Below are 24225 nucleotides of genomic sequence, written 5' to 3' on the forward strand. Positions count from 1 at the left end.
GGTGATCAGCCCGAGACGTCCGGGTAGCCGCCGGTTCCGTGCGGCGTGAAGCCGACGTGCCGGTCGGACAGGTCCTCGGTGCGCCGCACGCCCAGCAGCTGCATCGAGCGCTGGTACTCCTCGGCGAGGATCCGGTACGCGCGCAGCACGCCCTCCTGGCCGCCGGCCATGAGCCCGTACAGGTACGCCCGGCCGATCATCGCGGCGTCGGCACCGAGTGCGCGGGCGGCGACGATGTCCTGGCCGTGCAGGATCCCGCCGTCGATGAGCACCGTGGCCCGCGGTCCCACGGCCGCCCGGATGGCGGGGAGGACGTCCAGCGTCGCGGGGGTGCGGTCCAGCTGCCGCCCGCCGTGGTTGGACACGACCACCCCGTCGGCGCCGTGGTCCATGATCTCGCGGGCCGACGCCGGGTTCGTCACCCCCTTGACCAGGATCGGGCCGGCCCATCGAGCACGCAGCCAGTCCAGCGAGGTGAAGTCCAGCCCGGGGTCGAAGAGCATGCTCGCCACCTCGGCCGGGGAGGGGTTCCCCTCCACCTCGTCCAGCGAGGCGAAGCCGATGGTCGGGGTGGTCAGCTTGTGCAACCACCATCCCGGGAAGCGCGACATGTTGAGGAAGGTCTTCGCCGTGAGCGTCGGCGGGATCGTCAGGCCGTTGACGACGTCCCGGAGACGCATGCCCGACACCGAGGTGTCGACGGTGAGCACGAGGGTGGAGTAGCCCTGCGCCTCGGCCCGGGAGAGCAGCATCTCGTTCATCGCCCGGTCCGACGTGTAGTAGACCTGGAACCACAGCTCGGCCCCGGGCGCGGCGGCGCGCACGTCCTCGATGGACGTGGAACCCACCGTCGACAGCGCGTACGGCACCCCGACGTGCTGGGCAACGCGCGCCACGGCCGCCTCGCCGTGGTGGTGCATCATCCGGGTGTAGCCGGTGGGCCCGAAGACGAGCGGCAGCGGCAGCCGCCGACCGAGCAGCTCGACGCCGGTGTCGGGATCGGCGACCGAGCGCAGCGCGTCCGGCCGGAACACGACCCGCCGGTAGGCCGCCACGTTGCGGGCCGCGGTGATCTCCTCCTCGGCCGCGCCGTCGACGTAGTCGAAGACCGCCCGCGGCGTGGTCCGCTGCGCCGCCGCACGGAGGTCGCGGACGGTGAGCGCGCCGTCGAGACGTCGTGCCGTCCGGCCGAACCGGGGTCTCCGGAACTGCACGAGCTCCCGGAGCTCGGACCACCTCGGCACCTGCCGGACGGTCCGGACCGGCGGAAGCGGCTCCTCGGCCCCCATGTCCCTCACCCCCGTGTCCATCGGGCGTTCGCGTCGTCGTCCCGGTGTGGGACGGGTGCACCCAGAGTGTCAGCTCGGCGGTCCGGGCGCCGTTCCGCCGCGTCCCCCGGCAACGCCGACCGCGTCAGCGCTCGACCGGGTTCCGTAGCTCCTCACCGGCCAGCAGCGCGGCCAGGTTGGCCGAGATCAGCGCGTCCGCACCCACCGGCCGGCCGCCGGCTGCGTGCGGGGTGAGGAGCAGGTTCGGCGCGTCCCAGAGCGGGGAGTCGGCCGGCAACGGCTCGACGGCGGTGACGTCGAGCGCGGCCCCCGCGATGCGCCCCTCCGCCAGCGCCGCGACCAGCGCCGGCTCGTCGACGGTGGAGCCCCTCCCGACGTTGACCACGAGGGCGTGCGACGGGAGAGCGGCCAGCCGGGCGGCGTCCAGGGCGTTCCGGGTGCCCGCGGTGGAGGGCAGGATCATGACGAGGACGTCGGTCGGGCCGAGCTCCGCCTCCAGGTCGTGCTCGGTGACCACGGGGAACCCCGACCGCTCCCCCGCACTGCGGCCGATCCCCCGGACGCGGGCCCCCAGCCGGCGCAGCAGGGGGGCGAGGGTCTGCCCGATGTTGCCGAAGCCCCAGACGAGGACGCGGGCGTCCAGCAGGGTGGTCACCGCGCCGGCCGGGTGCAGCGGCTGCAGGCCACCCAGTTCGTCGGCCCAGCGGTGTGCGGTCTGCGCCGCCGTCGCGGCGGGCAGCCGGCGCACCAGGGAGAGCACCAGCGCCAGCGCGTGCTCGGTGACGGGGCGGTCGTGCAGACCGGTGCCGGAGGTGAGGAGCACGCTGCCGGGGAAGCCCGCGGCGAGGACGGCGTCCGGCCCGGCCGCGAGGGTCTGCACCCAGCGCAGCCCTGGCATCCGGCCGGAGACGGTGGCGAGGTCGTCGACCGCATTGCCCCAGACCACCAGCGCCTCGGCGTCCAGGTGCTCGTCCGGGACCGGGGCCGAGACGTCGTAGGTCACCGCCTCGACCCCCTCGGGCAGGGTCGGGTCGAGTGGGAGCGAGTCCGGCAGCAGCAGTTTCATCGGATGACCGCCTCCATCGGTCCGACGGCGCCGGGGCGGCCTCCGTCGTGCGCGGAGCGATGGCGGGACCCGCCCGGCCGCAGCACACTGCCATCGTGCAGAGCGGCCGCACAGCTGTCCTCCTGGGGGGCCCGGGAAGCGCCGGACCCGCCGGACGGTCGGCCGGATGAGGATCAGGCAGATCGAGACGTTCCTGGTACCGCCCCGCTGGCTGTTCGTGAAGGTGTCCACCGACGAGGGCGTCAGCGGCTGGGGCGAGGCGACGCTCGAGGGACGCAGCGCCACCGTCCAGGCGGCGGTCCAGGAGCTGGCGGACCTCCTCGTGGGTCGTGACCCGCTCCGGATCGAGGACCACTGGCAGGTGATGACCAGGTCCGGTTTCTACCGCGGCGGGCCGGTGCTCGCGTCGGCCGTCGCGGGGCTGGACCAGGCGCTGTGGGACATCGCCGGCAGGACCTACGGCGCGCCGGTCCACCAGCTGCTCGGTGGCCCCGTGCGCGACCGCGTGCGGGTCTACAGCTGGATCGGTGGCGACGAGCCGGCGGAGGTGGCCGATCGGGCCGCGGCGCAACGGGCCGCGGGTTTCACCGCGGTGAAGCTGAACGCGTCCGGCCGGATGGGCCTGCTTGACACGTCGGCGGCGATCGACCACACCCTCGGGCTGGCCGCCGCGGCCCGCGAGGCCATGGGGCCCGACGGCGACTTCGCCCTGGACTTCCACGGCCGGTTCACGACGCCGATGGCGCGTCGCGTCGTGGCGGAGCTCGAGCCCTTGCGACCACTGTTCGTGGAGGAGCCCGTTCTCCCGGAGTACGCCGGCGACCGTCTCCGCGACGTCGTCGGGGCCACGACCATCCCTATCGCCACGGGCGAGCGCCTCTACAGCCGCACCGAGTTCCTCCCCGTCCTCCGGGCCGGGATCGCCGTGGCCCAACCGGACGTGTCCCATGCGGGCGGCATCTCCGAGTGCCGCCGGATCGCGGCCCTGGCGGAGACGTTCGACGTCCTCCTTGCGCCGCACTGCCCGATCGGGCCGATCGCGCTCGCCGCGTGCCTGCAGGTGGACTTCGCGACACCCAACGTGCTGATCCAGGAGCAGAGCCTGGGCATCCACTACAACACCACCTCGGACCTGCTCGACTACCTCGTCGACCCGACCGTGTTCACGTTCGACCAGGGGTGGTGCGCCCGTCCCACCGGTCCCGGCCTCGGCATCGAGATCGACGAGGCCGCCGTCCGGCGGGCGGCTGAGACCGGGCACGCATGGCGCGGACCGGTCTGGCGCCATCCCGACGGCTCGTTCGCGGAGTGGTGATCCGCGACGTCAATCCCCCTGGTGACCGACGGGGGCTGATCAGCCCAGGTCGCCGAGGGCGCCCAGCACCGCCGGCCAGGCTGCGCTGCGCGGATCGATCAGCGCGAAGTGCCCGCCGTCGACGCGGGTGAGCACCGCCCCGGGGTGGGAGCGCCGGTAGGACTCGCTCACCTCCAGGGGCACGATGCCGTCCTCGATGCCGTGCACGATCCGGACCGGGCACGCGGGTGCGGGCAGCCGCGCGGGATCGAGGTCCGCGCGCGCGTCGGCGTCCTCCCCCAGGAAGGCCGGCACCGCGTTCCCGTCCAGCCGCAGCTGCTGGGCCAGACGGAGGTCCGCGACCGGAGCCAGCGCCAGCACGCCGGCCGGCTCCTCGAGCGCTGCGGCGACCTGCAGCACCAGGTGGCCTCCGGCCGAGTGCCCGACGAGGACGACCCGCCGGCTCGCGAACTCCGGCATACCGGCGACCATCCGTACCGCCTCGTGGACGTCTCGCACGGCGAGGTCCGGCCGGCCGGGAACGCGCCGGTACTCCGGCATGACCGACGCCCACCCGGCCGCCGCGAGGGCCTCGGTCAGCGGCCTCAGGTGCACCCGGTCGAACGACGGGCGCCAGAACCCGCCGTGCACCACGACGAGCACCGGCCGGTCGGCCGCCGATCCCCCGGCGAACCGGACGTCGGCCACCTGGTCGCCGGTGCCGAACGCCCGAACGGCGTCCGGTGCCGGCGCGGGACGACTCAGCACCGACCGGTCCTCCGCGCGGCTCCCCATGCGCCAGTAGTACCCCGCCCGGCGCCGGGGCAGGTCAGGAGCGGTGCCGGGCGATCGCGGCGGCGGCCAGGGCGCGCGCCCGCGGTGGCGTCCCACCGGGCACGAGGCGGTGACGGGTGCGCGCGGCGAGGGCGCCGTCGTAGAGGAGGAGGAGCTCGGCAGCGAGGGCGTCCGGGTCGGCAGCACCGGCGTCCGCGGCCAGCGCACGCAACCGGTCGTCGAGCAGCCGGGTGTCCGCGACGAGCCACTCCTGCGCCGGATGCCCGGAGTCGCAGATCTCGACGGCGGCGGCGAGGAAGGCACACCCCCGCGTCGACCCCTGGGGGCCCGGGAACACGTCCAGGGCGTCGAAGACCGCCAGGGCGCGCGCGTCGGGGTCGTCGCCGCAACGCTGCAGCGCGTCGTCCCACGCCGCGCGCCACCGCTCGTGCCGGCGGCGCAGGTAGGCGGCGACGAGGTGGTCCTTGCCCGGGAAGTGCGCGTAGAGCGTCGCCGGTGCCACCCGGGCTCGCCGGAGGACGGCGTCGACACCGGTCGCCGCGATGCCGCGCTCGAAGAACAGCTCCTCGGCGGCGTCCAGCAGACGCTCGCGCGCCGGTGCCCGCCCGCTGTCCCCGACCACGTCCCCTACTGTAACGATCACTATGGTGAAGCGATCGTTTCAGTCCGGCACGGCCACGACCGGGGCACCGGCCCTGGTGGCCTCGGGAGCGGGCCTGATCGCGGTGACCTACGGGGTGGTCCGCTACGGGTACGGCCTGCAGCTCCCTCGGCTGACGGCGGAGTTCTCGCTGTCGCCGCGCGCAGCGGGCGCCATCGCAGCGGGCAGCTTCGCCGCCTACTGCGCCGCTGCCCTGGCCGCCCAGCGGATGATCGCCCGTCGGGGAGCCCGGGTGCTCCTGTGGCTGGCCGCCGGTCTGGCGGCGTCGGGGGCCCTCCTGGTCGCGCTGTCCTGGTCCGCGCCGACCCTGGCGCTGGGCGTCCTCGTGGCGGGCAGCGCCGCCGGCGCCGCCTCTCCGGCCCTGGTCGTCGCCATCGCCTCGACGGTGCGCCACCCGCTGGCCGCCCGGGCGCAGGCGGTGGTCAACGCGGGCACCGGCCTCGGCGTCGCGCTGACCGGCGCCGCGGTCCTGGCCGCGCCGCAGGCCTGGCGCCCGGTCTGGGTCGGCGCCGCTGCCGCCGCCCTGCTCACCGCCGCGGCGGTGGACCGCCGCGCCCGCTGGCCCGCGGTCGCCCAGCGTCCGGCAGCCACGGCGCACTCCCCCGCGACGCCGATGCGGCGTCCTGTCCTCGCCGCGGCCGTCGCCGGGACCGGCAGCGCGGCGGTGTGGACCTTCGGACGCGACCTGATCACCACCACCGGCGGCCTGCCCGAGCGGACCACCGCGGTGCTCTGGTGCCTGCTCGGTGCGGCGGCCGTGCTCGGGGCGCTCAGCGGCGACGCCGTCCGGGTGCTCGGCCTCCGGCGCGCATGGGGCCTGACCGCGACGCTGTCCGCCGCCGGTACCGCCGTGCTCGCCCTCGCGCCCGGCTCGGCGCCGAGCGCAGCTCTCGCCGGTGCGGTGTTCGGCGGCGCGTACACCGCGCTCAGCGGAGTGCTCATCGCCTGGGCCGGTGTCCTGCGGCCGGCCGCCGCGGGCCGCGGGACGGCCACCCTGTTCACCGCCCTGACGGCCGGGCAGGCCGTCGGCGCGCTGGCAACCGGCGTCCTCGCGGACCAGGCCGGCACCCAGACCGCGTTCTGGGCCGGCGCGGCGGTGCTGCTCGCCGCGGCCGGCGTCCTTCCTGCCGGGACGACGGCCGATCGACACGCCGGATAACGTCCGGAGCGGACCAGGGAGGCGCCATGACGATCGAGGACGGGGTCCGTGCCGTCGACGTCGGTGTGGCCACGGACGGCACCGTGCCCGAAGACGAGGTGCGGCTGCCATCGGAGTTCGTCGACCTCGCCGCGGAGCTGGACGGACGCGACCCGCTGGCCGCCCACCGGTCGGAGTTCGTGCTGCCCGACGGGGTGCTCGCCTACCTGGACGGCAACTCCCTCGGCCGGCCGCTGCGGGTCACCCGCGAGCGTCTCGCCGGATTCGTGGACGGCGAGTGGGGCGAGCGGCTGATCCGCGCCTGGGACGAGTCGTGGATGGACCGCCCCACGACGGTCGGCGACCAGGTCGGGCGCGCCGTCCTGGGTGCCGCGCCCGGACAGACGGTGGTCGGCGACTCGACCACCGTGATGCTCTACAAGCTCATCCGCGCCGCGGTCGACGCCCGGCCCGAGCGCACCGAGATCGTCGCCGACACCGAGAACTTCCCGACCGACCGCTTCGTCCTCGCGCGGATCGCGGCGGAGACCGGCCGCACCATCCGCTGGATCGAACCCGACCCGGCGACCGGCGTGCAGAGGCACGAGGTGGACGCGCTGCTCGGGGACCGGACCGCGCTCGTCGTGCTCAGCCACGTCGCCTACAAGTCGGCCTACATCGCCGACCTGCCCGGTATCACCGCCGCCGCGCACCGGGCCGGAGCGCTGGTCCTCTGGGACCTCTGCCACTCGGCCGGCGTGGTGGGGACCGAGCTGGACGCCGCCGACGTCGACCTCGCCGTCGGCTGCACCTACAAGTTCCTCAACGGCGGGCCGGGCGCACCGGCCTTCGGCTACGTCGCCCGGCGGCTGCAGGACGAGCTGACCCAGCCGATCCCGGGCTGGATGGGGCACGCCGAGCCGTTCGCGATGGGGCCCGACTACGTGCCGGCGACCGGCATCCGCCGCTTCCTGAGCGGCACTCCCCCGATCCTGTCGATGATCCCGATCGAGGACATGCTGGCGCTGATCGAGCGGGCCGGGATGCCCGCCGTCCGCGAGAAATCGGTGCGGCTCACCGAGTACGCGATCCAGGTGGCCGACGAGGTCCTCGCCCCGCTCGGCGTCGTCGTCGCCTCACCGCGGGACGCCGCCGTCCGAGGAGGGCACGTCACTCTCGAGCACGACGCGATGAGGACCGTCGTCGAGGAGCTGTGGCGCCGCGGCGTCATCCCCGACTTCCGCCCTCCCCGGGGCCTGCGCGTCGGGCTGTCGCCGTTGAGCACCAGCTTCGGCGAGCTGGCCACGGCGCTGGCGCACGTCCGGCAGATCCTCGAGGAGGGGCCGTGCGCCTGAAGCGGGGCCGCCCCGACCTGACCGCCTACGCCGACCGGTTCGACGTCCCGGCGGCGACCGGGCCCGTGGGCGTCACCTTCCTGGGCGTCTCGAGCCTGCTGTTCGACGACGGCGAGCACGCGCTGATGACCGACGGGTTCTTCTCCCGCCCGTCGCTGCTGCGGGTGGGGCTGCGGACGATCGCCCCCGACGACGCGCGCATCGACGCCGCCCTCGGGCGACTGGATCTCGGCGATCGGTTGCGCGCCGTCCTGCCGGTGCACACGCACGTCGACCACGTCCTGGACTCCGCTGTCGTCGCGCAGCGCACCGGGGCCGTGCTCGTGGGCGGATCATCCGCGGCCAACGTGGGCCGCGGCGCCGGTCTCCCGGCCGAACGGATCCGTGTCGCGCGACCGCACGAGCCGATGACCTTCGGCAGCTTCACCGTGACCGCCGTGGTGTCCGACCACTGCCCGCCCGACCGCTTTCCCGGCGAGATCACCGAGCCCGTCGTCCCACCCGTACGAGCCGCCGCCTACCGGTGCGGCGAGGCGTGGTCGCTGCTGGTCGGCCACCACAGCGGCCGCACCGCGCTCGTGCAGGGCAGCGCGGGCTTCGTGCCCGGGGCACTCGACGGCTGCCCGGCCGATGTCGCCTACCTGGGCGTCGGCCAGCTCGGCGTGCTGGACGAGCCGTACCTCCGGGACTACTGGCGGTACACCGTCGAGGCGGTGGGCGCGAAGGTGGTCGTCCTGACCCACTGGGACGACTTCTTCCGCCCCCTCGACCGGCCGCTGCGGGCCCTGCCCTATGCCGGCGACGACCTCGACGTCACCCTCCGGGTGCTGACCCGCCTCGCCGGCGAGCAGGGCATCGGCCTGCACCTGCCCACCGTGTGGCGGCGCGAGGACCCCTGGGCCGCCCTGCCCTGAGCCGGCGCCCGCTGAGTTCTCGCCGCTCGACACGTCCTAGGAGCAGCCACCCGTCGAGGAGAGCCGCCATGCAGCCACACACAGAGCCACCCACGCAGCCACAGCGTCGGTCCGGCGGACCCCACCCGTGGGGACCCCTGCTCGGGGAGTGGTCGATCGAGGGGACCCACCCGGGGTTGCCCGGCACCGTCGTCCACGGGCACGCCGTGTTCGAGTGGCTGCCGGACCAGGCGTTCCTGATCCAGCGCTCGCACTACGACCACCCGGAGATCCCCGACGGGCTCACGGTCACGGGGATCCTCGACGGGAAGCCGGTGATGCACTACTTCGACCCCCGCGGCGTGCACCGGGTGTTCGAGGTCGAGATCACCGCCGGCACGTGGCGCTACCGGAACGACACCCCCGGCTTCTCGCAGCGGTTCACCGGCACCCTGAGCCCGGACACGATCGTCGGGCACGGCGAGCTGTCGCGCGACGGGGTCACCTGGGACGACGACCTCGACCTCACCTACCGGCGGATCGGCCGAGCCGGGCGTCCCTCCACCGCGTAGCGCAGGTGGGTGACGTCGGGGGCGTGCAGAGTGCGGGTCAGCCGGAGTTCGACGTGGTCCGGACCGAGGTGGTCGAAGAGCCGCCGTCCCTCGCCGAGCAGTACGGGCACCAGGTGGATCTCCAGCTCGTCGAGCAGCCCGGCCCGAAGCAGCGCCTGCGCGGCGCCGGCGCCGTGCACCATCACGTCGCGCTCCCCCGCACCGGCTCTGGCCAGGGTCGCGGCCTCCGCGGCGTCGGTGACGTAGCGCGCCGACCCCGGCGGATCGTCGTCCGGGATCTCGTGCGTCAGGACCAGGATCGGCACCTGGTCGTGGTGGTCGCCGTTCCATCGTCCGGCGAGCTCGAACGTGCGCCGGCCGGTGATCACCGCGCCGGTGTCCAGCGCCTCCACGTACACCTGACCGCTGGGCCCCGGTTCCAGCCGATGGTCGAGCCAGTTGAACAGGCGTCCGCCACGCACCCCGAGCGGTTGCTCGGGACCGTCGTCGGGGCCGCTGATGAACCCGTCCAGCGACATCGACATGTACAGCCTGACCCGGCCCATGACCGCTCCTCTCCCGACTCCTCGCAGCTCCGACCGGCGGGATCCCGGGAAGTCATCGCCCGACCGCGCGCACGGGTCACTCGCGGCGGACCTGCGACGCCTCCGTAGCGTGCCGGCATGACCTCCCGCCGCGGCGTGCCCGTCGGAACCCAGCCGGACCGCGCCCGATGAGCCGCAGGGTGCTGGTCACCGGGGGCGCCTCCGGGCTGGGCGCGGCCCTCGCCGCCCGGTACGCGGACCGGGGCGACCGCGTCCTGGTCACCGACCTGGCCGAGACGGCGGACGTCCCGGCCGGCGCGACCTACGCGCGCCTGGACATCACCTCCGAGGACGACTGGGCAGCAGCCCTGGGACGCGTGCGTGCCGACCTCGGTGGCCTCGACGTCCTGGTGAACAACGCCGGCATCGCGGCCGGCGGGCGAATCGACCGGCTGGGCGCCGAGCACTGGCGACGGGTCCTCGACATCAACGTGCTCGGCGCGGTGACCGGCTGCCGGACCTTCGTGCCGCTGTTCAAGGAGCAGGGCGCGGGCCACATCGTCAACGTCGCGTCCGCGGCCGGGCTCGTGCACCCGCCGGCGATGACCTCCTACGACGCCGGCAAGGCCGCGGTCGTCGCGCTGTCGGAGAGCCTGCGCTGGGAGCTGGGCCCGTGGGGCATCGACGTCTCCGTCGTCTGCCCCACCTTCTTCCGCACGAACCTGGCAGCCTCGCTGGGCGACGACGACCCGTTGATGAACACGGTGGCGACCCGGCTCATCGAGAGGTCGAAGCTCGGCGCCGACGAGATCGCCGACCGGGTGGTGGCCGCGGTCGACGCGAAGCGGTTCCTCGTCCTCCCCGACCGCAACGCCCGCCTCGCGTTCTGGACCAAGCGCCTGGCCCGGCCGCTGTACGACCGGCAGATGCGCGGCATGGGGGCCCGGATCCACCGCGCCGGGCAGGAGAGCGACGCGTGAGCACGCGCACCGTCCTCGTCACCGGGGCCAGCTCCGGCCTCGGCGAGGAGATGGCCCGCCAGTTCGCCGCCCTGGGCTACGACCTCGCGCTGTGCGCGCGGCGGACCGAGCGGCTCGACGCGCTCGCGACCGAGATCCGGACGGCGACCGGACGACGGGTCGAGACGGCGGCCCTCGACGTCACCGACGCCGATGCCGTCCCCGCCGTCTTCGCCCGGTTCGCGGTCTCCTTCGGCAGCATCGACCGGGTGGTCGTCAACGCGGGCCTGGGCAAGGGCGCACCGCTGGGCACCGGCCGGGCCGACGCCAACCGCGAGACCGCGATGACCAACTTCGTCGGCGCCCTGGCGCAGACCGAGGCGGCGCTGGAGATCTTCCGCCGGCAGCAGCGCGGGCACCTGGTGCTGATCTCCTCCATGTCGGCGCTGCGGGGTATGCGGAGGTCGATGACGACCTACGCGGCCACCAAGGCCGGCGTCGCCGCGATCGCCGAGGGCCTGCGGTCGGAGCGCATCCCCGGCCTGGACGTGTCGGTGGTCTACCCGGGCTACATCCGCTCCGAGATGAACGCGCACGTGCAGCAGAAGACCCGCTTCATGGTCGACACCGCGACCGGTGTGCGGAGCATGGTCGCCGCGATCGAGGCCCGCCGGGCGAAGGCCTACGTCCCGGCCTGGCCGTGGGTGCCGATCGGGTTCGCCATGCGCGTGCTGCCGCTGTCCGTCGTCCGGAAGCTGGCGTGACGGCTCCGGACACCGCGGGCGCCCGGGACGTCCGGGCCGAGGACGCCTTCGACGTCCCGGCGGTGGCCGCGTGGCTGGCGGCGTCCGCCGACCCGGCGCGCGCCGGCGTCGACGTGTCGGCGGTGCCGGAGGTGCGCCAGTTCTCCGGCGGGGTCTCGAACCTGACGTACCTGCTGCGCTACCCCGACGGTGACCTGATCCTGCGCCGCCCGCCCGGCGGCACCCACCACAAGGGCGCGCACGACATGGCCCGCGAGCACCGCATCCAGACCGAGCTCGGCCGGGTCCTGCCCTACGTGCCGCGGACCGTGGCGCTGTGCGAGGACGCCTCGGTCATCGGCACGCCGTTCTACGTGATGCAGCGGATCGACGGTCCGATCCCGCGCAAGGAGCTGCCACCCGGCATGCGGCTGACCGAGGAGCAGGTCGCCGACCTCTGCCGGAACGTCGTGGACCTGCTGGTCGAGCTGCACTCGGTGGACGTCGCCGCCTCTGGCCTGGCGGATCTCGGCAAGGGTCCCGGCTACGTCCGGCGGCAGGTCGAGGGCTGGACCGAGCGCTACCGTCGGGCGCGCACCTGGAACGTCGGGAGCTTCGAGCGGGTCATGCGCTGGCTCGAGGAGAACCAGCCGGCGGACCGGCCGCACACCCTGGTGCACAACGACTTCCGCTTCGACAACGTCGTCCTCGACCCGGACGACCCGATGCGCCCGATCGGCCTGCTGGACTGGGAGCTGGCCACCGTGGGCGACCCGCTGATGGACCTCGCCGGCTCGCTGGGCTACTGGCTGCAGGCCGACGACGGCCGGCTCATGCAGGCCTTCCGGCGCCAGCCCACCCACCTGCCGGGGATGATGACCCGCCGGCAGGTCGTCGCCCACTACGCCGACCGCACCGGGCAGCGGGTCAGCCACCGCGACTGGGCCTGGTACGAGGTGTTCGGCCTGTTCCGCGTCGCGGTGATCGCCCAGCAGGTCTACCAGCGGTACATGACCCGGCAGACGACGAACAAGCAGTTCCGGCTCTTCGGCGTCGCGGTCGTGCTCCTGGAGCTGCGCTGCCGCCGGGTCATCGCCCGGGCCGGCCGCATGGACGCCGCTCGTGCGGCGGCTCCGGTGGGCAGCCCGGCCTGACCCGGCGCGGGGTCATCCCCGCGGAGCGACCCGGTCGTGCCCGTCGGTCGCCGGGTCGGGCCGCGGGCTCGACCGTGCGTCCAGCCAGGCCTGCCACTCCGTCCGGTCGTCGCGTCCGGCCCGCAGGGCACCGAATGCGAGGAACGCGACGGCCACCACCACCAGCAGGACCAGCCCCACCAGGACGACCTCCCACCCGAACAGGAACGGGACGGTCATGCTGCCGGGAGCCGGCGGGGTGGTCGCGGGGGTCATGCGACGAGAGTGCGCCTCCGTCGTGGTCCCCGAAACGCCCGGCGCCCCTCCCTCACCCCCGGGAGCGAGATCTCCTCCGACGTCGCCCGGCCCGGGCGGAAGGGAGTCGGCCGCCCCACCCCGCTCCTCCGGGTGACGGCCAGGCAGTACGGCATGTCATCGAGCCACCACGGAACGTAGCGTTTCCTGCAGTGGGAGCGACGAGCGTCGGAAGGCGGCTGGGTTGAGCAACGAACTGCACATCGACGGCGAGGCGACGGGGGCTCCGGACGCGGTCGCCGGTTCACCGGACCGCGCGCGTCCGAACCTCTCCGGCGACCTGCCCACGCTGTTCCAGGCCGGGCCGATGTTCCGCCGCACCGTCGCCGGCTACGACCGCTTCCAGGTCGACACGTACGTGCGGTGGGCCGAGGACGAGCTCGCGGCCGCGGATCGCCAGCGCGAGCACCTGCTGGCCCGCCACCTCGAGACGCAGGCGGCCCTCGCCGATGCCCGGACGCTGGCCGCCCACTCGGCGGCCGGCGGTGAGTTCCTCCGGGTGTCGAAGCGGATCGGCGCGATGCTCGCGGCCGCGGCGGACGAGGCCCAGAACATCCGGGCCGAGGCCGACAACCACCGGTCCGTCGCCTGCGCCCAGGCAGCCGTCGTCACCGGCGACGCCCGACGCGTGCTCGCCGAGGCGGAGGCCGAGGCGGCGCGGACGGCCGCCCGCGCCGCCGTCCAGCTGGCCGACACGACCGCGCAGGCGGAGCTCGTCGCCGCCGAGGCGGAGCGGGCCGGGCAGGCCGTACGCGCCGAAGCGGCGGCCCTCCTCGACGAGGCACGGGCCGTGGAGGCCCGCGCTCTCGAGCAGGCCGACCGGATCAGGCAGCAGGCGGCCGCCGAGGCGCTGGCCGCCCGGCTCGAGGCCCGTGCCGAGATCGTGCGGATGCTGGACGGCGCCCGCGAGCAGCGGCGGCGGGCGGACGCCGAGGCGGCTGCGATCCGCGAGGGCCTCGACCGGGATGCCGCCACCCGACGTGCCGCCCTCCTCGCGGAGACGGCCGAGCTCGAGCACCGGCGCGACGCCCTCCGGGCGGAGCTGGAGACCGGGCCGGCACCGGTCGTCCCGTCCTCCGCCACCCTGCATCAGCATGCCCGGGCCTACCTGGAACGCCTCCAGGGTCGGCTCGGCCGGACGACACCGGGGCAGGCGCCCTCCGTCCCCACCCGGAGCAGGGAGCGCACCGCCGCCTGACCCCGGGTCCTTGCCGGGGCTCGCGCCGCGCCGGTCTGCTCCACCGGCATCATGGTCGTCGGCAGGAACACCGGCCACGGCCCGGGAGGGTGCGCGATGGGCACGACCGACCCCGTCGCGCTCGCCCTGCCGTTCCGCGGCACCTGGATCGCGCAGAACAGCCCCGCCCGGCGAGTGCCCAGCCACGGCACGGATCTGTTCGCCACCACCTACGCCATGGACTTCGTCGCGGTCCGCGGGCGGCGCACCGCCACGACGCGGGACTGGCGGACCGTGCTGTCCACCGAACCCGTCGACCGGTTCCTCGCCTTCGGGCAACCGATCCTCGCACCCGCGGCGGGGCGGGTCGTCTCGGTGCACGAGGGCGAGCCCGATCACGAGGCGCGGCGATCCCAGCCGGCGCTGATCCCCTACGCCCTGACCCAGGCGGCCCGGGTGCGCGGCGGTGCCGGCGCGATCGCGGGCAACCACGTCGTCCTCGAGTGCGCGGACGGCGGCTACGTCCTCCTCGCCCACCTCCGCGCCGGCTCGCTCCAGGTGACCCCCGGACAGGTGGTGGAGGCCGGCCAGGAGCTGGGGAGCTGCGGTAACTCGGGCAACTCCACGCAGCCCCACGTGCACGTGCAGGTCATGGACCGCGCGGACGCCGTGAAGGCGACGGCGTTGCCCATGACGTTCCGGGACTACCGGGTGTGGCCGCGCCGCGGTGAGCCGTTCGTCGTCGATGAGGGCGTCCCGCGTGAGGCGGAGGTCGTCGAGCCGATCTGACCGCCGGCCGGCGAGGGCGGCCGGGGGCCCGTCAGCGCCGCGGCTGGGCGGTGCCCGCCTCGGCCAGGGCCAACATCCGGGCCAGCATGCCGCCCGGTCGGGTCACCACCAGGGTGCACCCGGCCTGCTCCGCCACCGCGCGGGCGTGGAGCAGACCGCGCAACCCGGCGACGTCGAAGAAGGTGATCCCGGCGGCGTCGATGGTCCACTGCGCGGCGTGGGAGCAGGAGAGGACGTCGACTGCGTCGAGGAGCTGGGAGACGTGCGCACGGTCGAGGTCACCGCGGACGGTGATCCGGCCGCGGGCGAGGTGGACGAGCACCGTGAACGCGGTGGGTTCCGGGACCGGGGCAGGCGGGGCGGGACGGGACGACAACGACGTCATGGGCGGTCCTCTGGAGGACGTTCCGGGAGGCTGCTCCCGGAGGCCGCTCGAACACCGAGCGGGCTACCGGGCCGGAGCTTCGACCCGTTCCGAAAGTAGCAGGGGTGCGGGGCCCGCACCAGGCAGGACGGCTGTCGTCGACAGCACCCCAGGGGCGTTACGGTCTGGGTGCACGCCGCCGGTCCACCGGCTGCAGCTGACGGTCGGCGGCGAAGAGGAGTCGGTATGGCGCGGCGCGATCTCGTGGTGGTCGGTGCCTCGGCCGGCGGAGTCGAGGCGCTGGTCCAGCTCCTGCGCACCCTCCCGGCCGACCTGCCGGCGGCCGTCCTCGTCGTCCTGCACCTGCCCACCGGGGCCCGCAGCGCACTGCCGCAGATCCTCGACCGCGTCTGCGCCCTCCCGGTCGCCCAGGCCGTGGACGGCGCCCCGCTCGAGCCGGGGACCGTGCGCGTGGCCGTACCGGACCGGCACCTGCTCGTGGCCGATGACCACATCGTCCTCGCGCGGGGACCGCGGGAGAACAGTCACCGGCCGGCAGTCGACGTCCTGTTCCGTTCCGCCGCCCGCTCGGCGGGCCGCCGGGTGGTGGCCATCGTGCTCTCCGGCGCGCTGGACGACGGCGCCGCCGGCATGATCGCCGTCCGCGCTCGCGGCGGGACGGGCATCGCCCAGGACCCCGCGGACGCGATGTACCCCAGCATGCCGCGGCACGCCGCCGAGGAGGGCGGCGCAGAGCACGTCGTGCCGGTCGACGACATGGGAGCCCTCCTGGGCGAACTGCTGAGCGAGGACATCTCCCTCGCGCCCGAGCCCCCGGCAAGCGGTCTGATGGACACGGAGACGGCCATGGCCAACCTTGACAGCGATGCCTTGAATGCCGACGACCGGCCCGGGACCCCCTCCGGTTTCGGGTGCCCGAGCTGCCACGGCGCGCTGTTCTCCATCGCCGAGGGCGGGATGGAGCGCTTCCGCTGCCGGGTCGGCCACGCCTGGTCCCCGGACGCCCTCGCGGCCGAGCAGTCCCACGCGCTCGAGAGTGCGCTGTGGATGGCGCTGCGCGGGCTGGAGGAGCGCGCCGCACTGAGCCTGCGGATGGGTGACCGGGCCGAGCAGCGTGGTCACCGGCTCAGCGCGCGCACGTTCCAGCAGCGGCACGACGAGGCACAGGAGGCTGCCGTCGTCCTGCGGCAGCTCCTGCTGAAGGGTGAGCTGAACGGGGAGGGCCTCCCCGACGACGTCGAGGAGGCGTGACCGCGTGAGCCAGCCACAGGAGGCCGAGCAGGAGGAGTCGGAGCTCCGCGACGAGGACGTCACCACGCCGGACGGCGCGGATACGGACACCGGCGTGCAGGGCCTGGACCCGGCCTTCGAGGCGTTGCTGATCTTCCTCCGCGAACGCCGCGGGTTCGACTTCACCGGCTACAAGCGCCCCAGCCTGATGCGGCGGGTGCGGCGCCGCATGGCCGAGGTGGGCATCGAGTCGACGGCGGAGTACCAGGACTTCCTCGAGGTGCACCCCGAGGAGTTCGCGCCGCTGTTCAACACCGTGCTGATCAACGTGACCAGCTTCTTCCGCGACCGGACATCGTGGGAGCACCTCAAGGACCGGCTCCTGCCGGACCTGCTGGCCTCCGCCGGCCCGACGATCCGCGTGTGGAGCGCCGGGTCCGCGTCGGGCCAGGAGGCCTACAGCCTCGCGATCCTGCTGGCCGAGACGCTCGGCGCCGAGCAGTTCCGGCAGCGGGTGAAGGTCTACGCGACCGACGTGGACGAGGAGGCCCTGGCCCACGCCCGGACGGCGACCTTCTCCGAGCGCGAGCTGGCGGGTCTCAGCCCGGCGCAGGTGGAGGAGTACTTCACCCCGGAAGGCGGCCGGTTCAGCTTCCGGAAGGACCTGCGCCGCTCGGTGATCTTCGGCCGGAACGACCTGGTGCAGGACGCGCCGATCTCCCACGTCGACCTGCTGCTGTGCCGCAACACCCTGATGTACTTCAACGCCGAGACGCAGAGCCGGATCCTGGGCCGGCTGCACTTCGCGCTCAACCCCGAGGGCCTGCTGTTCCTGGGCAAGGCGGAGATGCTCCCCTCGCACAGCCAGCTCTTCGCGCCCGTGGACCTCGGCCGGCGGTTCTTCCGCCGCCGCGGGGTGCAGCCCACCGCACCGCGGAGGGCCGTGCTCGCCCTCGCGCCGGACGGCTTCGGGGTGGGCGAGGGCGAGCTGTCCCGGCTGCGCCGGGAGGCGATGCTGGCGTCACCGGCGGCCCAGCTGGCCCTCGACGCCGACGGCCGGCTCGCCATGGTGAACCGGGAGGCCGAGCGGGTGCTCGGCGTGGACGCGCGGGACGTCGGCCGCCCCATCCAGGACCTCGAGGTCTCCTACCGGCCGGTCGAGCTGCGCACCGCGCTCGCCGACGCGCAGGCGGCACGGACGACGGTGCAGCTGCGCGGCGTCGAGCGCCGTCGTCCCGGGCAGGAGCCCGACGTGTTCGACGTGCAGGTCGTCCCCCTCTACCGGGAGGACGGGACGCTGCTCGGCACCACGGCCATCTTCGAGGACGTCACCCAGTACAACCGGCTCCGGCAGGAGCTGGAGTACGCCAACCGGCAGCTGGAGACCGCGTACGAGGAGCTCCAGTCCACCAACGAGGAACTGGAGACCACCAACGAAGAACTCCAGTCCACCGTCGAGGAGCTGGAGACCACCAACGAGGAGCTCCAGTCGACCAACGAGGAACTGGAGACGATGAACGAGGAGCTCCAGTCGATGAACGACGAGCTCCATTCGACGAACGAGGAACTACGCACCACGACCGACGAGGTCGCGGCCCTGAACCGCTTCATGGGGGGCGTGCTCGGCAGTTTCCGGGTGGGCGTCGTCGTGGTCGACCCCGAGCTGCGCGTCCTCGCCTGGAACGCCGCTGCCGAGGACCTGTGGGGGGTCCGGGCCGACGAGGCACAGGGACAGCACCTGCTGGGCCTCGACATCGGCCTTCCCGTCGCGGACCTGCAGCCGCTGCTGCGACGACAGGTGGCCGGCGCCGCGGAACCGCACGAGACGGTGGAGATCGACGCGGTCAACCGGCGGGGGCGCCAGATCCGGGTGCGGGTGACCGTGAGCCCCTTCTCGCAGCTGCCCGACCAGCGCAGCGGGGCGGTCGTGCTGATCGACCCGACGGACGGCTGACCATCGGTCGTCCGCGGCGTCACTGCCCCGGGCCGCGCTCCCCGGCGCGCAGCAGCTCGTCCACGTGCCCTTCCACGATCAGACCGGCCAGGTCGCGCAGCTTCACGTTCAGGCGCGAGCTCAGCTTCACCAGCCGGGCGAACGCCTCGTCCGCGTCGACGCCGAGCCGGGCCATCACCATCCCCTTGGCCTGGTCGATCACCGCGCGCGAGGTCAGCGCGCGCTCGAGGTTGGCGGCGAGCGCCTGCATGGCCTCCCGCTCCGACACGTTCTGCAGGATGCCGGCGACCGCCGCGCCGGCGAGCTCGGCGATGCGTCGACCCGCCGGGCCGAACGTCGCGGTGCGACCGGAGTACACGTTCACGGCACCGGTCGTCGTCCCCTCCTCGCTCACCGGGACGGAGATGACGCTGCGGACCGCGCCCTGCTGCGCCAGACGGGCGAGGGCCGGCCACCGGGGGTCGGACGTGACGTCGTCGGTGAGCACCACGGTCCCGGACCGGTAGGCGTCCCAGCAGGGCCCCTCTCCTGCCCGGACCTGACGACCGTCGAAGTCCTGGGCCTCAGCCGAGTCGCTGCCCAGGCGCTGCGGGTCCAACGGCGAGCCCACGGTGATGCTCACCCAGTCGCCCCCGGGCACGGCGCCGCCCACCAGCGTGGCCATCCGGCCCAAGAGGCGGTGCCGGTCGTGCTCACCCGTGGGGAGGGCGGAGAGCTCCGCGAGGGCGGACGCAAGTCCGATCACCTCCTCGGCCGGGATGGACGCTTCCGCCGCGGGGTTCCGCTCGAGCGCAGGTGACGCCTCCCCGACGGGCGCGACGGAGGCCGCCGTCGCCGGGTCGGCATCTCCCGGCACCAGGACCCACTGGACGCGGGCCGTCGAGCTGCGGTGGTCGGCGATCTCGGTGAACCCGAACAGCTGCGCGGGGGCCGGCGGGAGGTGTCGCGGTTTGAACGTGACCGTCAGCCTCGTCTCGGAGACCTCTCCCGTGCCGAGCGTCCTCAGAGCCGCCCTCAAGGCGGCGACGTCCTCCGGCAGCAGGAAGACGCTCAGGGGCTTGCCGCGCAGGCGCGGCAGGTTCGTGCCCAGGAACGTGGCGAACGCCTGGTTCACGTCGACCAGGGCCCCGGTCCCGTCGGTGGCGCACAGCCCGATGGGCACGAGGGCGGCCATGTGCCCCCGCCACCTGCGCTCGGTGTCGTGCTGTACCAGCAGCTGGGTGATCTGCTCCTGCTGGGCCCGCATCTCCTCCTCCGCCGTCCGCAGCTCCTCGTGCGCCACCTGGACAGCGGCGAGTTCGGCCATCACCCGGTCGGCCACGTCCCGTCCGCCCGGCAGCGAGCGCAGGAGGTCGGCCAACTCCGACGGACCGGCCGCCTCCTCCGGCTCCGCCGGTTCCGGTAGGGCGGTCATACCGGCTCGGCCTCGCTGCCGGCCGGCGGATGGGCGGCCTCGCGGCGCGCCCGATCCGCCGCGGCCCCCTCGCGATCCGCCGCGGCATCACGCCGGTGCTGCTCCGCGAGCCGCGCGTGCTCCGCCGCATCGCCGAAACCACGCCGGCGGGCCTCGTCGTGCACCGCCGCCGTCCGCTCGTGACTGAGCGCCGCGCGCTCGTGCCCGATCACCGCACGGTCCAGCGACTTCTTCGCGCGTTCCTGGGCGTCGTCGGCGCGCTGCTGAGCGTCCTTCAGGTCGGTCTCGCTCGGCCGCTGTCCCTCGGCCAGCCGGGTGAGCCGGTCGGAGATCTCCCGGGTCCGCCGTCCCGCTGCCTCGGCCCGCGCTTCTGCCGCTTCTCTGGCGTCCTGTGGCTCCATGGCGTACGCCTCCCAGCGGGCCGAGCACCGGTGTACAGCTCAGCATGTCAGCACCGTCGCCGCCAGGGTCGCGATGTTGCGGATCAGGAGTGTGCAGCAACGCCGGCACGCCCGGAGGTGACGCCTGCGGCCGGACGTGACACCGTCGTCCCATGGACGAGGCGGCGACCGCGCCGGACCCGGCGGAGCCACCGGCCGAGGAGGCCGCCGCCTGGCGCAGGCGGCCGGCGGAGAACCGCGCGACCATCGCAGGCCTGCCGCGAGGCACAGCCCGGGTGCCGAAGGCGATCGCGGCGGCTGACCGGCGGGAGGCCCGTGCGCTCGACGCCGAGCAGTTCGCCGACCGGGAGATCGGTGTCGCCGAGGAGCTCACCGGACGCACGGCGCCCGGTCCGCCGTCGTCCGAGGATCGCCGGCTCCCCGGGTCCGTGGGCTCGGGATACCGTCGACCTGTCGATGGAGGTGGCCGTGCCCATTCCGGATCTTGAGCTCACTGCCCGGCTCGTCGGGCTGCCGATCCCGGAGCTGTGGAGCCGTTACACGGCCGTCGGCGGCAGCTGCACCCCGGGCGAGCTCGCCGAGCACATCGCCGGCCGGAGCACGTGGCCGTCGCGCGAGGACCTCTTCCTCGCGGTGGCCCTGAACGACGCACTCCTCGACGAATCGCTGAGCCCGCTCCGTCCGCTCGCTGGCTTCCTGGAGAACGAGCCCTCCGGTGCGCCGGCGACCGTCGCGGACCTGGAGGCGCTCATCGCCCGCGCGCGGCAGACACGGGCGTCCGCACGCCTGACCCGCCGCTGGGCCCAAGAGGTGCGCGCCCGGCTCGCCGCTCCCATGACTCCGGCTGTCGGCGAGGCCGCCGGCTGAGGCCGGCGCGGCTCGTCATGCGGTCCCGGCTCACCGGACGGAACGGCTCGCCCGCGGGCTGACCGGTCACACTGCGCTCTCCTCGGTGGACGCGGCCGCCGAGGTGGTGGCGATCCACGCGTCGATCCGCTCCCACCACCGGTACAGCCACTCCGTCTGCTGTGCCTCGTCCCGCGGCACCTCCGCCGCCGGCACGAACCACCAGCGCAGGTGCAGCGTCTTGTCCATGGGCAGGCCCCGCCAGACGTCCCGCACCGTGCTGAGGTGCTCCAGCCCGGTGTGCGCGACGAAGACGACGTCGGCGTGCGGGGCGGCGCGCAGCGCCGCGACCACCCCGCCCGGGCGTGGGGGCAGCACGTGCCGCATCGCCTCGGCGCGGCGCATCGCGGACAGCAGTCCCCGGTCGCGCAGTCGCTGGATGGCCCGGGTCCGGCGCTCGGGGGTGAAGTTCGCCCCCTCCGGGAAGATGAGCAGCGCGTCCTCGTCGCCCAGCCCCCGGGCGAGGTCCGCGATGGCAGCCTCGGAGCCTCGTCCGGCGACGGCCGGATCGCTCGTGACGAAGTGGTTGGGCAGCCGGTTGAGGTAGACGTCGATCAACGGGTCCAGCTGCAGCACGTCCTTGAGCACGATCCTCGGCTGCCGCAGGTGGTCGCGGTTCATCAGGGTGTGCACGAGGAGGAACGAGTCGCCCGGGCCGGCATGGCGGGAGAGCACGACCATGGCGTTCGTCGACCCGGGGACCCCGTCGTCGAGCGGTGACCAGGAGTCGCCCTCGGTGACCAGGCGCAGGGCGAACAGCCGCTGGGCCATCCGCATCAGCGCGTCGAGCAGCAGACGCAGCACGGTGTAGTGCGCCGCTCGTGCGGCCGGCGTGTCCCACCGGCGCCCGAACCCGAAGCGCACCCACAGCAGCGCGGCGGCCGCGAGCGCGGCCACCTCCGCCCCCAGGTACGCCAGGGCGAAGGCCAGCAACCGCAGGCCGCGCCAGCGCCCGGGCAACCACACGGAGACGACGACCGCCACCACCAGGAGCACCGGCAGCAGGACCACCCCGGCCGTCAGCGCGGCGAGCAGGAGCGGGCCGGTGATCCGCCGGACGCGGCGGGGCGGGAGCACGTCAGGCCACCCCGGCCTTGTCCAGGTAGGCGCCGGCCGCCAGGTGAGCCTGCTCGATGCGGGCGGGCACACCGGAGAAGTCGCGGTAGCGCAGGTTGGCGGCGCCGGGCGGGGACGGGTCTCCGGCAGGCAGCACGCGCACCGTGACGCCTGGCGGGAGCCCGGCCATGTCGGCGGCGAACCGGTGGCGGCGGGCGATCTCGAAGGCCACTGTCGCGACCTCCCACGGTCGGGTCGGCGGGCGCAGGGGGCGGTCGATCCGCCCGACGTGCAGCACGTAGACGGTATCGGCGCCCAGCGCTACCGCTCTGCCGACCGGGATGCTGTGCACGAGGCCGCCGTCCAGATAGTGCTCGCCGTCCACCTCGACCGGCGGCAGCAGCCCGGGCACGGCGGAGGAGGCCAGCACCGCCTCGATCAGCGGGCCGTCGGTGAACCAGTGCTCGGCCGCCCGCTCGATGCTCGCCGCGACGCACTGGAACGGGACGCGGAGCTCGGCGAACGTCCGCACGGGCAGGTGCGCCGCGAGCAGGTCCCGCAGCGGTTCGCGTGCGTGCACGTGGGTCCGGGTCCGCGCGAGTGTGCTGATGCGGGAGATCACGGAACCGGCGAAGACCCGGTCCGAGGCGAGCTGCTCCCAGACGCCGCGCAGCCTGTCGACGGCGCCCGGTCCCGGGTCGGCTGCGACGAAGGCCCCGTTGATCGCCCCCACCGAGGTCCCGACGATGAGGTCGGGAAGGACGCCGCGCTCGAACAGGGCCTGCAGCATCCCGACCTCGGCCGCGCCCAGCACTCCCCCGCCACCGAGGACGAAGGCCGTTCCACCCGTCACCGGCGCGGTCAGTCCTGTGCCGCGGCGCCGCCGTCGTCCTCGGGCAAATCCTGGGGCACGCCCTCCGACGGCTTCTCGTGCCGCTCCGGGTCGAGGTCCTGCGCCAGCCGCTGCTCCACCCCGGGGTTCGGTTCAGTCATGTCTCGACTGTCCCCCGGCCCCGCCCCGGCCAATCCTCGACCGACGGGCGCGCAGAGGGGCGCGCGCATGTGCACGGTGGTGGTGCGACGGTCCGGCGTCCGGCGAAGGGTGGGGCACCGCGGACTCCAGCCCGTGCCGTGACCACCACCGGCACGAGGTCCCGTCGGCCGTCGGCCCGTCCGCTACTTCAGGGCCAGGGCGTTCACCGGTGAGCCGGCGCCACCGGTGATCGGGAGGGGAGCCGCGGAGAGCATGAACTCGTAGACGCCGTCAGCAGCACAGTCCTCACCGATCGCCTGGAGGTCCCAGATCTCGCCGAACGGGATGCCCATGTGCACGAGGGCCACGACGTGCAGCGGCTGGAAGAGGTCGATCTCGTTCGGTCGCACCTCGCATCCCCACGTGTCCGACGCGACGGCGGCGACGTCGTGGGCGTGCAGCCAGGGTGCGACGTGCAGTGACAGGCCCGGTGCCGGGCCGCCGGCGAAATCACCCCAGGCACCCCGGCGTGCCTCCAGCAGGCCCGTCCGCACGATCACGGTGTCCCCTGTGCGGATCTCGACGCCCTGCGCCTCCGCGGTGGCGTCCAGTTCGTCGGGGCTGATCGCGTGACCCGGGTCGAGGCTGTCGCGACCGAGATGCCGCGCGACGTCGAGAAGGACGCCGCGCGTGACGAAGTCCTGCTGGTACTTCTCGATGCCGCAGCGACCGGCACCGGCCGAGGTCACCGTCGCGGCATCGAAACCGTTGTAGAGCTTGCCGTGCCAGAAGATGTGCGCCAGCGCGTCCCACTGGGTTCCTGCCTGGTTGGGCATCACGAGGACGTCGTCGGCGAAACCGAAGCCCTTCGCCGGTCCGAAGCCGGCGGGCAGCGGATCCTGCGCACCGGCCAGGTGATCGGTGCCGGTGGCGGTCATCATGTTCAGCGGGTTGGCCCGGAACCCCCCCGACTGCGGCCCGTGCAGGTCGTAGGGAAGCGACATCGAGATGACCTTCCCCTGCCGGACCAGCCGCGCCGCCGCGGTCACCTGTTCCGGCCCGACATGGTTCATGGCGCCGCGCTGGTCCTCGGCGCCCCAGCGTCCCCAGTTGGAGAACCGGGCGATGTAGTCCTCGATGATCTCTGCGCCGCGGAACGATGCTGCGGCTGAACTCGTAGGCGACATCGCCCGGTCCTCCTGG

General features: G+C 74.2%; 27 protein-coding genes. 14 read left to right on the forward strand and 13 right to left on the reverse strand.

From position 1 onward, the window contains the following. Window positions 1-5 precede the first annotated feature (5 nt). Together CRP30_RS07610 and CRP30_RS07615 are read right to left on the reverse strand one after the other, a co-directional pair. Window positions 6-1244 (reverse strand): alpha-hydroxy acid oxidase, encoded by a 1239-nt coding sequence (locus tag CRP30_RS07610; RefSeq protein ID WP_235003257.1) that lies wholly within the window; start codon window positions 1242-1244, stop codon window positions 6-8. A gap of 169 nt (window positions 1245-1413) precedes the next feature. After that, window positions 1414-2355, reverse strand: coding sequence for an NAD(P)-dependent oxidoreductase (locus CRP30_RS07615; RefSeq protein WP_097183362.1), 942 nt, complete (start codon window positions 2353-2355; stop codon window positions 1414-1416). A 166-nt stretch (window positions 2356-2521) separates the two neighbouring features. Here CRP30_RS07615 and dgoD point away from each other — a divergent pair, with 166 nt between their 5' ends. After that, complete coding sequence (gene dgoD, locus CRP30_RS07620) at window positions 2522-3670, forward strand: galactonate dehydratase (protein WP_097183363.1); 1149 nt, start codon at window positions 2522-2524, stop codon at window positions 3668-3670. A gap of 39 nt (window positions 3671-3709) precedes the next feature. Here the strand turns inward: dgoD and CRP30_RS07625 are convergent, their stop codons facing one another. Continuing rightward, a complete protein-coding gene (locus CRP30_RS07625) occupies window positions 3710-4417 on the reverse strand; it encodes an alpha/beta hydrolase (RefSeq protein ID WP_200814610.1) in 708 nt (235 codons plus the stop codon). A 61-nt stretch (window positions 4418-4478) separates the two neighbouring features. After that, a complete protein-coding gene (locus CRP30_RS07630; RefSeq protein WP_097184048.1) occupies window positions 4479-5066 on the reverse strand; it encodes a TetR/AcrR family transcriptional regulator in 588 nt (195 codons plus the stop codon). A 22-nt stretch (window positions 5067-5088) separates the two neighbouring features. On the opposite strand from CRP30_RS07630, the gene CRP30_RS07635 reads away from it, so the two are divergent. The 4 genes from CRP30_RS07635 to CRP30_RS07650 all read left to right on the forward strand — a co-directional run bounded on the left by CRP30_RS07635 (window position 5089) and on the right by CRP30_RS07650 (window position 9063). Then, a complete protein-coding gene (locus CRP30_RS07635; RefSeq protein WP_235003258.1) occupies window positions 5089-6264 on the forward strand; it encodes a YbfB/YjiJ family MFS transporter in 1176 nt (391 codons plus the stop codon). Between the two features lie 26 nt (window positions 6265-6290). Continuing rightward, window positions 6291-7598 (forward strand): kynureninase, encoded by a 1308-nt coding sequence (locus CRP30_RS07640; protein WP_097183366.1) that lies wholly within the window; start codon window positions 6291-6293, stop codon window positions 7596-7598. Further along, the gene (locus tag CRP30_RS07645) at window positions 7589-8512 is read left to right on the forward strand and encodes an MBL fold metallo-hydrolase (protein ID WP_097183367.1); all 924 of its coding nucleotides are present in this window, start codon (window positions 7589-7591) and stop codon (window positions 8510-8512) included. Before CRP30_RS07640 ends, CRP30_RS07645 begins: the two co-directional genes overlap by 10 nt. 68 nt (window positions 8513-8580) lie before the next feature. Continuing rightward, window positions 8581-9063 carry a hypothetical protein gene (locus CRP30_RS07650; protein ID WP_143278419.1) on the forward strand — a complete coding sequence of 161 codons (483 nt, stop codon included), beginning with the start codon at window positions 8581-8583 and terminating at the stop codon, window positions 9061-9063. Here CRP30_RS07650 and CRP30_RS07655 read toward each other — a convergent pair. Further along, window positions 9021-9608 carry a dihydrofolate reductase family protein gene (locus tag CRP30_RS07655; RefSeq protein ID WP_097183369.1) on the reverse strand — a complete coding sequence of 196 codons (588 nt, stop codon included), beginning with the start codon at window positions 9606-9608 and terminating at the stop codon, window positions 9021-9023. The genes CRP30_RS07650 and CRP30_RS07655 overlap by 43 nt on opposite strands. Before the next feature lie 167 nt (window positions 9609-9775). Here CRP30_RS07655 and CRP30_RS07660 point away from each other — a divergent pair, with 167 nt between their 5' ends. From CRP30_RS07660 to CRP30_RS07670, 3 genes are read left to right on the forward strand one after another with little or no spacing between them, the layout of a single operon-like run. After that, window positions 9776-10567 (forward strand): SDR family NAD(P)-dependent oxidoreductase, encoded by a 792-nt coding sequence (locus CRP30_RS07660; RefSeq protein WP_097183370.1) that lies wholly within the window; start codon window positions 9776-9778, stop codon window positions 10565-10567. After that, window positions 10564-11310 carry an SDR family oxidoreductase gene (locus tag CRP30_RS07665; protein ID WP_097183371.1) on the forward strand — a complete coding sequence of 249 codons (747 nt, stop codon included), beginning with the start codon at window positions 10564-10566 and terminating at the stop codon, window positions 11308-11310. Before CRP30_RS07660 ends, CRP30_RS07665 begins: the two co-directional genes overlap by 4 nt. Further along, window positions 11307-12443, forward strand: coding sequence for a phosphotransferase family protein (locus tag CRP30_RS07670; protein WP_097183372.1), 1137 nt, complete (start codon window positions 11307-11309; stop codon window positions 12441-12443). Before CRP30_RS07665 ends, CRP30_RS07670 begins: the two co-directional genes overlap by 4 nt. A gap of 12 nt (window positions 12444-12455) precedes the next feature. Here the strand turns inward: CRP30_RS07670 and CRP30_RS07675 are convergent, their stop codons facing one another. Next, a complete protein-coding gene (locus CRP30_RS07675) occupies window positions 12456-12698 on the reverse strand; it encodes a hypothetical protein (RefSeq protein WP_097183373.1) in 243 nt (80 codons plus the stop codon). A 223-nt stretch (window positions 12699-12921) separates the two neighbouring features. Between CRP30_RS07675 and CRP30_RS22470 the strand changes: the two genes are divergently transcribed. Together CRP30_RS22470 and CRP30_RS07685 are read left to right on the forward strand one after the other, a co-directional pair. Then, a complete protein-coding gene (locus CRP30_RS22470; protein WP_097183374.1) occupies window positions 12922-13935 on the forward strand; it encodes a hypothetical protein in 1014 nt (337 codons plus the stop codon). Between the two features lie 96 nt (window positions 13936-14031). Further along, on the forward strand, window positions 14032-14703 hold the full coding sequence (locus CRP30_RS07685) for a M23 family metallopeptidase (RefSeq protein WP_097183375.1): 672 nt from the start codon (window positions 14032-14034) through the stop codon (window positions 14701-14703). 31 nt (window positions 14704-14734) lie between these two features. Here CRP30_RS07685 and CRP30_RS07690 read toward each other — a convergent pair whose 3' ends face one another. Next, window positions 14735-15088 (reverse strand): STAS domain-containing protein, encoded by a 354-nt coding sequence (locus CRP30_RS07690; protein ID WP_097183376.1) that lies wholly within the window; start codon window positions 15086-15088, stop codon window positions 14735-14737. 225 nt (window positions 15089-15313) lie between these two features. Here CRP30_RS07690 and CRP30_RS07695 point away from each other — a divergent pair, with 225 nt between their 5' ends. Continuing rightward, window positions 15314-16339 (forward strand): chemotaxis protein CheB, encoded by a 1026-nt coding sequence (locus tag CRP30_RS07695; RefSeq protein WP_097183377.1) that lies wholly within the window; start codon window positions 15314-15316, stop codon window positions 16337-16339. Window positions 16340-16343: 4 nt separating this feature from the next. Then, window positions 16344-18272, forward strand: a complete 1929-nt coding sequence (locus CRP30_RS07700; RefSeq protein WP_200814611.1) for a CheR family methyltransferase — start codon at window positions 16344-16346, stop codon at window positions 18270-18272. A 19-nt stretch (window positions 18273-18291) separates the two neighbouring features. Here CRP30_RS07700 and CRP30_RS07705 read toward each other — a convergent pair whose 3' ends face one another. Further along, complete coding sequence (locus CRP30_RS07705) at window positions 18292-19686, reverse strand: ANTAR domain-containing protein (RefSeq protein ID WP_097183378.1); 1395 nt, start codon at window positions 19684-19686, stop codon at window positions 18292-18294. Then, entirely contained in the window at window positions 19683-20087 is a 405-nt protein-coding gene (locus CRP30_RS07710) for a hypothetical protein (RefSeq protein ID WP_097183379.1), read from the reverse strand. The genes CRP30_RS07705 and CRP30_RS07710 overlap by 4 nt, the downstream gene beginning before the upstream one ends. A 152-nt stretch (window positions 20088-20239) precedes the next feature. On the opposite strand from CRP30_RS07710, the gene CRP30_RS07715 reads away from it, so the two are divergent. Both CRP30_RS07715 and CRP30_RS07720 read left to right on the forward strand, forming a co-directional pair. Further along, window positions 20240-20575: a hypothetical protein gene (locus CRP30_RS07715; RefSeq protein WP_097183380.1), complete on the forward strand. Its 336-nt coding sequence runs from the start codon at window positions 20240-20242 to the stop codon at window positions 20573-20575. Beyond that, window positions 20556-20954, forward strand: a complete 399-nt coding sequence (locus CRP30_RS07720) for a hypothetical protein (protein ID WP_143278420.1) — start codon at window positions 20556-20558, stop codon at window positions 20952-20954. Before CRP30_RS07715 ends, CRP30_RS07720 begins: the two co-directional genes overlap by 20 nt. Before the next feature lie 66 nt (window positions 20955-21020). Here CRP30_RS07720 and CRP30_RS07725 read toward each other — a convergent pair whose 3' ends face one another. From CRP30_RS07725 to CRP30_RS07735, 4 genes are all read right to left on the reverse strand, one after another. Further along, on the reverse strand, window positions 21021-22070 hold the full coding sequence (locus CRP30_RS07725) for a lysophospholipid acyltransferase family protein (RefSeq protein ID WP_097183382.1): 1050 nt from the start codon (window positions 22068-22070) through the stop codon (window positions 21021-21023). A 1-nt stretch (window position 22071) separates the two neighbouring features. Further along, complete coding sequence (locus CRP30_RS07730) at window positions 22072-22902, reverse strand: patatin-like phospholipase family protein (protein WP_097183383.1); 831 nt, start codon at window positions 22900-22902, stop codon at window positions 22072-22074. 8 nt (window positions 22903-22910) lie between these two features. Further along, the gene (locus CRP30_RS23210) at window positions 22911-23042 is read right to left on the reverse strand and encodes a hypothetical protein (RefSeq protein WP_255407333.1); all 132 of its coding nucleotides are present in this window, start codon (window positions 23040-23042) and stop codon (window positions 22911-22913) included. 183 nt (window positions 23043-23225) lie between these two features. Beyond that, window positions 23226-24209, reverse strand: coding sequence for a cyclase family protein (locus tag CRP30_RS07735; RefSeq protein ID WP_097183384.1), 984 nt, complete (start codon window positions 24207-24209; stop codon window positions 23226-23228). Window positions 24210-24225: the final 16 nt, after the last annotated feature.

This window comes from Blastococcus haudaquaticus (genome assembly GCF_900230285.1).
GTDB lineage: Bacteria > Actinomycetota > Actinomycetes > Mycobacteriales > Geodermatophilaceae > Blastococcus_B > Blastococcus_B haudaquaticus.